This is a genomic window from Mesorhizobium sp. M1423, assembly GCF_040317575.1.
Taxonomy (GTDB): domain Bacteria; phylum Pseudomonadota; class Alphaproteobacteria; order Rhizobiales; family Rhizobiaceae; genus Mesorhizobium.
Window position 1 is genome coordinate 22,325 of the sequence record NZ_JAMYKU010000045.1, and the last position, 10,331, is coordinate 32,655.

At 56.6% G+C, this 10,331-nt stretch carries 10 protein-coding genes and 2 pseudogenes; 5 read left to right on the plus strand and 7 right to left on the minus strand.

The genetic code is table 11. The annotated features are described in order from the left end of the window. Positions 1-226 precede the first annotated feature (226 nt). From NKG95_RS32370 to NKG95_RS32380, 3 genes and pseudogenes are all read right to left on the minus strand, one after another. Entirely contained in the window at positions 227-994 is a 768-nt protein-coding gene (locus NKG95_RS32370; RefSeq protein ID WP_353043635.1) for a maleate cis-trans isomerase family protein, read from the minus strand. A gap of 221 nt (positions 995-1,215) precedes the next feature. Further along, entirely contained in the window at positions 1,216-2,451 is a 1,236-nt protein-coding gene (locus NKG95_RS32375; RefSeq protein ID WP_353043637.1) for an ATP-grasp domain-containing protein, read from the minus strand. Positions 2,452-2,712: 261 nt separating this feature from the next. Then, positions 2,713-2,943: pseudogene (locus NKG95_RS32380) on the minus strand (IS1380 family transposase); the annotation flags it as partial. A gap of 267 nt (positions 2,944-3,210) precedes the next feature. On the opposite strand from NKG95_RS32380, the gene NKG95_RS32385 reads away from it, so the two are divergent. Further along, positions 3,211-3,432: an Lrp/AsnC ligand binding domain-containing protein gene (locus NKG95_RS32385; protein ID WP_353043639.1), complete on the plus strand. Its 222-nt coding sequence runs from the start codon at positions 3,211-3,213 to the stop codon at positions 3,430-3,432. Between the two features lie 206 nt (positions 3,433-3,638). Beyond that, positions 3,639-3,938: a hypothetical protein gene (locus NKG95_RS32390; protein ID WP_502914011.1), complete on the plus strand. Its 300-nt coding sequence runs from the start codon at positions 3,639-3,641 to the stop codon at positions 3,936-3,938. A gap of 225 nt (positions 3,939-4,163) precedes the next feature. Here the strand turns inward: NKG95_RS32390 and NKG95_RS32395 are convergent, their stop codons facing one another. The 4 genes and pseudogenes from NKG95_RS32395 to NKG95_RS32410 form a co-directional block, all read right to left on the minus strand. Continuing rightward, positions 4,164-4,652 (minus strand): GNAT family N-acetyltransferase, encoded by a 489-nt coding sequence (locus tag NKG95_RS32395; RefSeq protein WP_353043641.1) that lies wholly within the window; start codon positions 4,650-4,652, stop codon positions 4,164-4,166. Between the two features lie 480 nt (positions 4,653-5,132). Beyond that, positions 5,133-5,326 (minus strand): annotated as a pseudogene (locus tag NKG95_RS32400) (P-type conjugative transfer protein TrbG); the annotation flags it as partial. A gap of 357 nt (positions 5,327-5,683) precedes the next feature. Continuing rightward, positions 5,684-6,376 carry an aspartate/glutamate racemase family protein gene (locus NKG95_RS32405; protein WP_353043642.1) on the minus strand — a complete coding sequence of 231 codons (693 nt, stop codon included), beginning with the start codon at positions 6,374-6,376 and terminating at the stop codon, positions 5,684-5,686. Positions 6,377-6,502: 126 nt separating this feature from the next. After that, positions 6,503-7,678, minus strand: a complete 1,176-nt coding sequence (locus NKG95_RS32410) for an amidohydrolase (RefSeq protein WP_353043644.1) — start codon at positions 7,676-7,678, stop codon at positions 6,503-6,505. Between the two features lie 245 nt (positions 7,679-7,923). Here NKG95_RS32410 and NKG95_RS32415 point away from each other — a divergent pair, with 245 nt between their 5' ends. The 3 genes from NKG95_RS32415 to NKG95_RS32425 form a co-directional block, all read left to right on the plus strand. Then, positions 7,924-8,379 (plus strand): Lrp/AsnC family transcriptional regulator, encoded by a 456-nt coding sequence (locus tag NKG95_RS32415; protein WP_353043646.1) that lies wholly within the window; start codon positions 7,924-7,926, stop codon positions 8,377-8,379. 425 nt (positions 8,380-8,804) lie between these two features. Beyond that, positions 8,805-9,671, plus strand: a complete 867-nt coding sequence (locus NKG95_RS32420) for an aminotransferase class IV (protein WP_502914012.1) — start codon at positions 8,805-8,807, stop codon at positions 9,669-9,671. Positions 9,672-9,736: 65 nt separating this feature from the next. Beyond that, positions 9,737-10,331: aminotransferase class I/II-fold pyridoxal phosphate-dependent enzyme (locus tag NKG95_RS32425; RefSeq protein WP_353043650.1), on the plus strand; the 595-nt coding region annotated here is incomplete at its 3' end.

Here is a 10,331-nt window from a genome sequence, read left to right on the forward strand (position 1 = left end):
TGACCCTTGTCCGTATCGCACACGACCTGGAGGAAGCCATGCCGTGGAGTGACCGGCAGCCAAAAATTCGAGCAGCGAGCTAACGAGCACCCCAACAGCCAGACCGACGATCTCCTGCCCCGGGCCTAGGTCATCACGCCGAGCTAAAGGCCGCGGCCTCAGAACAGCGGTTACGTCCAATTGTGTCATCAACTTCCCGGATTGGGATCGCATGAACTTTCAGACTTCACACAGTGAATAGTCTCCCGAGGCCCGAAATTAATTTGGTATATCCCGCGAGCCTTAGAGCATCCCAGAGCATTGCTTGATGCGCGGTTATGACGGGCTTCTTAAGCCGCGTCTCGAGCAATTCGATGATTGCGGATGTCCTCAGTCCCGTGCAGGGGATGAACAGGGCCTGACCCTCTCTTGTATCTGTTGCGCATGCTGCCTCGACCACACTTGCGGGGGCCACATTAGCTATGTCGATGTCACTATGGATGTGGAAGGAGGCGCATGCTGAAACCGTAATGCCGGCGTTGTGCAGGCATCTAATCAGCACCGCGTTGACTTCGTCCGGATAGGGGGTCAGGAGAGATACGCGCTCGACGCCCAGCTTGGTGAAGGCTCGCAGAGCGCCAGTCATCGGAGAAGTCAGCTTCGACCCCGGAATCGTCCGGTGTAACTCCTCCTCGAGCTTGGCTTGTGAGATGACTGCAGAGCCTGATGTGCAGCCGTAGGCGAAAACGTGGACCCAATGAGGTGGGTCAAACAGTTGGCCGACCTTTCCGATCTCTGATGTATGGCCGCGGAGATTCTCGACGGTCACGGGATTGTGTGATTTAATACGAGTAGATGATATGCTGACACTGTCGTCTTTCAGCATCCGGCGCAGTTCAAGCTCAGTCACGAAATCCGTTGACAACGTAATCAGGCCGATAACGGTTTGGTTCTCCAGCTCGTCGTCATAGGACGGCGCAACGTGCGCAACCGAGAGTCCTCGAATGGATTTCATATGTTTGTCTTCCCTTGCTTATTCATGGTCAAAAATGTGCAGCGAAGCCTTCGATTTTTGATACAGAACATTCGCAATCCCCCATGGCGGACCGTATGCCCCTCCGCGATGAAGCGATACGATTGCAGAGGGTGGATCATCGTCGACTTGCTCCAACTTCGGCGACGATCACACTCTTACCTGGCGTATGCGCTGGTGCGGGGAGGTAAGGCCAAAGATAATCATTGGCTAACGGTCGGAAATGGTGTGATCGACCAATCAATTAGGTCGACGGCACGCTCAAGTATCCCTTCGGTCGAAGCATGGGTCGGAGAAGCGGCGATAACATGTCCGATCGAGTCCCGGTAATCGCTGTTCCTGACGATCGGCGTCTTGGGTCCAATATAGAATTTGACCTCGGCGACGCCTGGTACAGCAACGGCCCGACTGTCGCCGTCGATCCAATCGAGGATGCCATCGCGATCAGGAAGAAAGATCCGCGCTGCCGCAGTGTGGGAATGCCTTCTGCGCAAATTCCATTCGTCGCCGATGACAAGTTTGATGTGCTCCGTGATGAGATCGAGACCGTAAGCCAGCTGAACTAGTTGAGGAGTGGGCGAACCCGCAAGGCGCGGATTGACTTCAATGACGACTGGGCCACGCTTCGTCCACCGGAGTTCAATGGCCGTTGGCCCCCAGCCAAGGCCGAGAGCTCGTAAACAACTCAGCGAAACATCGGCGATACGCTCATGTACGTCATCAGTCAGTGCGGCCGGAAAGGTGCACTCACGAAAGACGAAATACGGGGGGCGCCCGAACTCCGCGGTTGAAATCCCAATGACCTCATTTCCCATTATCTCCGCGCAATAATAGGGGCCTTGTGCGAATTCTTCGACCAGTATCCTTGGCGAAGACTGCCATTTGTGCTTCCCGCCCAAGAGATAGGTCGTATGTTCGGCCACCTCATCGATGTTGCGGCACAATCGGACACCGATGCTGCCGCTGCCGACGGCTGGCTTAAGAATCACCGGCGGACCGATCTCTGCGGCAAAACTTTCCACCTCCGTCCCGCTCACTGCCATGCGATAAGCAGGTATGGGAACGCCGGCCTCTGCGAGAAGCTGACGTTGAGCGATTTTGTCGCAGCAACGCTCAATTGACGATGGATTCGGTCCCGGTACACCGAAATGCCGGCAAAGCTTGCCAGCCGTCACGCAGGCCGACTCGTCTGCGCGCGAAAAGCCGATAATCCCAGCAATGTCATAGGTCGCACATAGTCGGGAACATTCGCGGATCAAGGCATCGAGATCGTCTGTGTCGACGCAGATTGCCTGAACGCATTCCGCCGCAATGTAGTCGTACTGAGCTGGATCAGCCGACAGGGTAATTGGATGAAGACCAAGACGTTGGGCTGCTTGGACGTATAGCAGACCCATACCACTATGACCTTCGACGAGGATAAGTGCTCTTCGTACCATGGTCTGTTGACTCCGATATTGCGTGCTGAGCGAAGATCAGCATCAGCTTTGTATCCGTGCCTGACCTCAGACTTTGCGGTGAAATACCATTGACAGCGATTGTAGATCGCAAAGATATTGTAAATTTAGTTGAAGGATATGTTGCAATGTTTTAGAACAAGCCGTCGTACGGAGCCTCTCGACAAATTTGGAGGGTTCTGATGGTTCAAAGGAGGCCAGTTTGACAAGCCGCTCTTACCGACCGGGTGCAATCCAATATCCGACAACCGCCCTGACGAACCGTCCCGCGCCATGGGCATCGAACAGCCGCAATTTGCTAGCCGCCATGCAAGGCGAGCACGATCCGCTTCGGCACCTGGCGGAACGAGGCGCAATAGACTTCGACCATCGCCCGGCCCATCACGACCAGTTCCCGCACCCCGGGCAGGTTCTCCAGCCGGCACAGCGTCGATTGCGACGCGCGTCGTTGCCATCCTCATAGCCGGCGGCGATCATACTCCCGTCTCTCGACCCGGGTAAGCTTCTTTGCGTCCCTTTAGAAACTCCAAAGGCGATCATGGCGCAGAATTTGCATTGAGAAGAATGCCTACATGATGCAGGCTGGCAAAACGCAGCTCGACGGTTTCGATCTAAAAATCCTGCAGTTGGTGCATTGGATTGCCTCATGCAGCAGCACGAAATTTCCACCTCTCGGCAGCGGCGGTAGCTCGACGTCTTAAATGGCTTCGTTCGCCGGGATGGATCAGAAAGGACATCTCCATGTTAAACGAGAGAGCGATTGGGCGTCCTCTGACGGTCATCGTCGAGGTAACGGCTGAAAACGAAAAACTGGATCTGCTTGACGAGTTGAAAAGGCGGTTCCTGAACTGCCATCAGGTGCAGCAATGCTACCACGTAACTGGAGAAGCAGACTTCATCCTCATCATGGCTACCAGGGACCATGGACGAGTATACGTCTCTTACGCGCCCATTATTTTTTAAAGAAGGAAACGTGAAGAGCTCCCGAACGTGCGTCACGATGGAAAAGGTCAAGGCCGCTGGCCCAATCCCGCTTTAGATCGGGTAACGGGCCTCTGGCGCCGCGGCCAGACTTTCGGTCGAGGCGGTCGTCCCTCACAATGATGGTGTGAACGGCGTCATGGCCGAAGCCAGCGCCAAACATCAACGCGAGACGGCCGTGGATTATTATGCCGGGCTTGATGTGTCATTGGAATGCTCAAGTGTCTGCGTGCGTTGATGGGCAGGGCAAGATTGTGCGGGAAGCGAAGGTGGCGAGCGAGCCGGAGGCGCTGATCGCCTGGTTTTCGGCGCTCGAAGTACCGCTTGCGCGGATTGGCCTTGAGGCAGGCCCGCTGTCGCAATGGCTCTTTGCTGGGCTGCAGGCGTCCGGCTTGGCAATGGAGCTTCTCGAAACGTGCCACGTGCGCGACGCCTTCAGAGTCCCGAACCTGCCGGCCAAAGCACGGCAAGGTCGTGGAACAGATTGAGACGTCTCGCTCTCCTGACCCCATCATGCGGCGGCCCAAGCGCCGACCGCGAAGAGAAGCGAGTGACCCAGGGACGGTCAGAAAAAGTACAGGAGCATCTTGACGAAAACGACTCCAATCAGAGAGGTCTCTCAGGCTATTGGATCAGCTGGAGAGTGCGAACGGGTAAAGTATGGACGACTTAACTGCTGCGATGACCAGCAATCGCCAGCAATGTAGCCACAATCAGACGAGACCTATCTCATATTCAAGAATGTTTTGCAAGCCAAACGTATCGTAGTAAGTAGCGCCCGTGTCAAAAAAGCCTGACTTTAGATAAACATGTCGAGCTGTTACATTATCTTCTTCAACGGTGAGCATGAGACGGCTTACACAAGGGCGGTTTTTCGAAATCCATTGAGAGGCAAGTCCAATCCCCGCTTTGCCATATCCGTTACCTTGGTATCCTCGGCCCACGCGAAAGCTGTGCAATGTAATCACGCCTGGCGGGGCCCATTCCGGCAAGGCCGCTTTTTCACGCAGGACAAAGAAGCCAACGGTCTGATGGCGGACAACGATTGAAAATGGGTGCTCCAGGTCGGGGCGCGCGTTACCCTGAAGCTCGGAGAACACCAAACCCAACGGGTCGACAAACTGTTCTTGCGTGGGCTCGAGCTTTAACTGGGCGACGCGGGCTCGATCAAAATGAGATAAAGTCTTCAGCGTCACATGCATGGTAGATCTCCGGGCAGTTGTAGCCTCTGATGAAGCACCAACCAATAATCCGACCCACCACCCGATGTCGGTGAGCAGCTCCTTCCGGCAAAAGTCGTGCCAACTGAGCAGAAACAACCTCGATGGATATATACGGACATGGTTCAAGAACATGAGAGTGAGGCTGGAGTACGAACATCGTGTTGCGGATGCGACAAACGCGACACAGGTATCGTAGCTGGCGTTGCCAAAGGCGGCTGTATCCGTACCGCGGCCGCCCAAAACGGTTGAAGCACTACCGCGAGCTCTCGGGCCGGCCGACCTTTCCGCATTTGCGGGCTCTAGACAAAATGGCCGAGGCGACGCGCGCGAAACGAGCGAAAGGCCGACCGGACGACGGTCTGTTTGATCGGGAGCTCGATCATCTACCGCCGGAAGCGCGCCGGAGCGAACGGATAGATGGCGTTGGTGCGACTATTTCTGCTGCCAGTGAGCCCGTTAGGCCCAGGCGGCGGCGGGCATGTAGCGCTTCTGACCGGAGGGCAGTTCGATCATGTTCCTGCGGCGGTTGGTGGTAATGACGAGGTTGGAGTGATGTCCGCGCGCAACGGCTTCACCTGCAGGTGGACGCGGCAGGTGATGCCGGACCCGTCTCGGTGTCGCCGATGAGTCCAGCGGGCGGTAGCAGCGGCCGCTCCTAGAAAGGCGCCTACGTCCAATACGCTGGTGCGCTACGAACACCATTTCTCGGCAATGTGCCCCGTACGCTTCAAACAGCACGGCCTCGTCTTGACGCACGCTGGGCATCTCCATCCGCCATGTTGCGAACTGCCGATGCCGTTTCGTGAGTCCTGTCGTCCCTTTCGAACCGAGAAGCCGGCGCGCTTCCGCGGCGCACGTTCACGGTCGTGCGAGTTTCCGCATATGAGAAAGGGCCCACGGCATCCGTGGACTCCACGGCGAAACTGCAAACATTAGCATTTCCCCTTTTTGTTTGTATTGGATTGCGTACGACGGCCTCAGACGCCGAGATGTCATTGCGGCCAGACCTGTCAGGCGGCGGCATATGTGAGCTGAGAGAGGGTTGTGATGTCGTAGACTGGCAGTCCGGTCTTTCGTCGGATGGCCGGAGAGACCAGCGGAAACAATGTGCATTCGAACAGGATCGCCGCGATGTCAGGGTGTTTCGATCGCAAGCCCCCCAGGCAAGCCGAAACTTCCACTTCGATGTCGGCAACTTCTGTGTAGGGGGGCGGACGCTTCATCTCGTTCTGCCACATAACACCGCCCTCGATGCCGCCAATCACGACCCGCGCCCGATCGGGGTCGTGAATGGCGAGCATCTCTTCATCGAGGCACCTCGAATCCGCCGCGATCACCGCAATTCTTGCGGGAGCAGGAAACTGTCGCAGCAGTAACGGAAGGAGAATGAGGCTTGTGGCGGCCACAGGGACGTTGACTGCCGCCGCGACTGCGGCTTGGTGACGGACCGAGTAACCACAGTTCGCACTGATCGCAACGGCCCCTCGAGCAACGAGGCGACGAGCGGCGGCGATGTAAGCTGGCTTAAGCGTGGGGTCACCCTTAATGACGTTGTCCGCCCAAGCTCCCTCGACTGTCTCTGCGATGACTGGAAACGGTAGCATTTCCTTAAAGGCTTCGATGGCCTCGTCCGCCGCAGACTCGCCAGTCAGTGCTCCTCTCTCGAGATTGAGAATGCCAAGAGAACGGGAAACGAATGACAATTCAAAGCCTCACAAATTGATCCGCGCCATTAAACTATGAATCATGGTCAAGCACACTTTTCGCCAAAAACATTAGGTGCGTGAAATGTCGCACTCACAAATTGGAGACATCTGAAATGTTGCCGGTTAACCGTTGCCAATCCCAAGTACGGCCTCCACAACATTCGCCCAATAGGCCACTCCGTATGGGATTGCTGCATCGTCAAAGTCGTAGGCGGCATTGTGCAAAGCGGCCGAACGGCCATTGCCGATGAAGATGAGTGCCCCTGGGCGCGCCTGCAACATGTAAGCGAAATCCTCGGCACCCATGACTGGCCTCAACTTGTCGTCTACCGCAGCCGCACCGGTCCCTCCCGCCGCACGAACGGCAAGAGCAGTGGCGGCGATATCGTTCACCGTGGCTGGAACTGATCGGCGGTAGCAGTAGGAAATGTCGCCCCCGAAGGCTTGTGCGATTTTCCGCGCAGTTGTCTCCAGCTGGGTCTCGGCGAAGGCGCGCAGGGCAGGGGCCAACGCACGGACTGTTCCCGCCAGTTCGACTTGGTCGGCGATCACATTGTAAGCATTCGAGGCGCGAAGTTTCGTGACGGAAATTACCAGCGACTCCGCTGGATTGGTATTGCGCGACACCAACGCCTGCAGGCCAATAATGACCTGAGCGGCGATAACCACCGGGTCAACTGTTAAGTGGGGGGCTGCAGCGTGCCCGCCACGTCCCTTTACAACGATGTCAAAATCATCCTGAGAGGCCATCATCGGGCCCGCACAGATGGCAAATTTACCAACATCGATGCCGGGCCAGTTGTGCATTCCGAAGACCTGTGAGATGCCGAAGCGGTCCAAGAAGCCGTCTTCGACCATCTTGAGCCCGCCCGACGGCAATTCGACCTCCTCGGCCGGCTGGAAGATGAGTGCAACCGTGCCCTTGAAATTCCGCCGCCCGACAAGGTACTTTGCGGCACCAAGCAGCATGGCCGTATGGCCGTCATGGCCGCAGGCGTGCATCTTCTCCGGGATTTTCGATGCCCAATCTTTTCCCGTCGCTTCATGGATCGGCAAGGCGTCCATGTCTGCACGAAGGCCAATGGTCGGCCCTTCGCCGCCTTCGCCTCGGATGAAAGCGACTATGCCAGTGCCGGCCATTCCCGTTTCGATGTGGTTGATTCCAAACGAGGCCAGTTTGTCCGCAACAAACCGTGCGGTCTCGTGCACAGCAAAGTCCAGCTCGGGCTTTTGATGAAGGTGCCGGCGCCAGACTGTGACCTCGTCGGCCAGGTGATGAAACTTCGCGGCTGAATGCATGCTGACTCCGCTCATAGATACCTGGCGGCCATCGGAGGACCATGTGGTTCGTCGTCATGCAGAATTTGCCCTAAGAGTTTGGAATAGTTTGCGCAAAACTGGCATTTCAGTGAAATGAAACGGTCGCATTTCCGTGGCGATTGCAATAATTGCGCCTGTTGGATGGGCTAGCGTTTCATTGAGCGGCTGTTCTTGCAATTAACGTTTCGCTAATGCGACATTGTTTTCGCATCCAAGGTGTAGGCATGATAGATGATCTCGACCGGCGGATACTCGGCGCCCTTCAAACGAATAATAGGCTGTCATTCTCCGAGCTTGCGGATCTCGTGGGGTCGTCTGCTGCCTCATGCATGCGCCGTGTCAATAAGTTACGCGCCGAAGGGGTTATCACTGCGGACATTTCGCTAGTCGACCCTAAGGCGCTCGGGAAGTCGCTGATAGTCGTTGTAACGGTGGAACTTGATCGCGAGCGTCTTGACCTGGTCGATGACTTCAAGCGAGCTATGCGCGCTGCAAAAGAAGTCACTCAGTGCTACATGATCACAGGCGATGCCGACTTCGTTCTTATTGTAGCAGTAGAGGATGTCGAGGCCTTTGACGTTTTTGTAAAGACCAAACTCTATACAAACTCCAATGTCCGCAAGTTCAAGAGCATGATTGCGCTGGACCGCGTAAAGTTTGAGCCCCGGGTGCTGGTGTAGCCCCTTTACGTCTGAACTTTTCCGCCACTCCTATCCCGTTTTTGAAGCGTTCATTGCGGCCAGAGTGCCACTTTGATCGCATTCCGTGCATCGGAGTCTGCGATCTAATTGAACAACTGGGTGAACCGGCAGCAGGCCACGAAAGGGCTCATGCCCCCGGCTCAGGCAGTATCGATCGCTGGCGAAGATATATGGCACGCGCGACGTGCTGGCTGTCTAAGGTGCGCCAACATTCCAACTGCCGAGACGTGGACCCGCCGAGCGGTTTCACGGCGGCAAATCATGAGCAAGGGTGCGGAGCGCCTGGATTGCAAGATTTGGAGGACTCTGGAATGACACTTGCTGCAGCCCAACCTGCAACGGCTCTCCCAGCCATAGAGCAACGGCACCGGGATCAACGACAGTATCCTCATGGCGTAGCCTTCATGGACGGTCAGTACCTGCCAATGTCCGAAGCCAAGGTGTCCGTCCTGGACTGGGGCTTTCTGCATTCAGATGCCACCTACGATACCGTTCATGTATGGGACGGACGATTCTTCAGGCTGGACCTGCACCTAGGCCGGTTCTTGCGTGGGATGGAAAAGCTCCGCATGGAACTCCCCTACAGCCGCAGTGAGATCGAGAAGATTCTGTCGAACTGCGTGGCGCTTTCCGGGCACAAGTCAGCTTATGTCGAAATGATCTGCACGCGAGGTGGGTCGCCCACCTTTAGTCGTGACCCGCGCCAGGCGGAGAATAGGTTCATCGCGTTCGCGGTGCCTTTCGGGTCGGTTGCCAACAAGGAGCAGCTTGAGCGCGGCCTGCATGTCGCCATCAGCAACACCGTTCGGATTCCGCCCAAGTCGATCGATCCGACCATCAAGAACTATCACTGGCTCGATTTGGTGAAGGGACTGTTCGATGCATACGACTACGGTGCCGAAACTGCATTGATCGTCGACATCAATGACAACATTGCCGAAGGCCCTGGCTTCAACGTTTTCACTGTAAAGGACGGCCGCTTGAAGACACCGGCTTATGGCGTCCTTGCCGGCATCACCCGGCAGACTGTATTTGATCTATGCGGCGAATTGGGCCTCTCTGTCAGCGCCGGCGACATTGATCGCGACGAGCTGAAGGGCGCCGATGAGGTTTTTATCACGTCTACCGCGGGCGGGATCATGCCGGTGTCCAAGATTGATGAAATCGGTGTAGGCGACGGCAAGGTTGGAGCTCTAACACGCAAGCTGACAGACCTGTATTGGGAGAAGCATGCCGACCCGGCATGGTCCACCCCGGTAAATTACGCATAGAACCGCGATACATTGTCGACAAGTCCTCCAGCTGCGTGGAGGCTTGTGCTGCCGTGAGTTTACCGATGACCGACCCTTTCATTTCTCATCTCTCGAACGAGCTCGCCGGCCTAAAATCGGCCGGCCTTTACAAATCCGAACGGGTGATAACCTCGACCCAATCGGCCGAGATCGAGGTGGGCGGCGAGAAGGTGCTGAATTTCTGCGCCAATAATTATCTCGGCCTCGCCGACAGCGCCGAACTGCGCGAGGCGGCCAAGCAGGCGCTCGACCGTTACGGCTACGGCATGGCGTCGGTGCGCTTCATCTGCGGCACGCAGGAAGAACACAAGCAGCTCGAGGCGACCATTTCTGATTTCCTCGGCATGGAGGACACTATCCTCTACGGCTCCTGCTTCGACGCTAATGGCGGCCTGTTCGAGACGCTGCTCGGCGAGGAGGATGCGGTCATCTCCGATGCGCTGAACCACGCCTCGATCATCGACGGCGTGCGGCTGTCGAAGGCAAAGCGCTTCCGCTACGCCAACAACGACATGGCCGATCTGGAGGCGCGGTTGAAAGACGCGAGCGACTGCCGGTTCCGGCTGATCGCCACCGACGGCGTGTTCTCGATGGATGGCATCATCGCCAATCTGAAGGGCGTCTGCGACCTCGCCGACA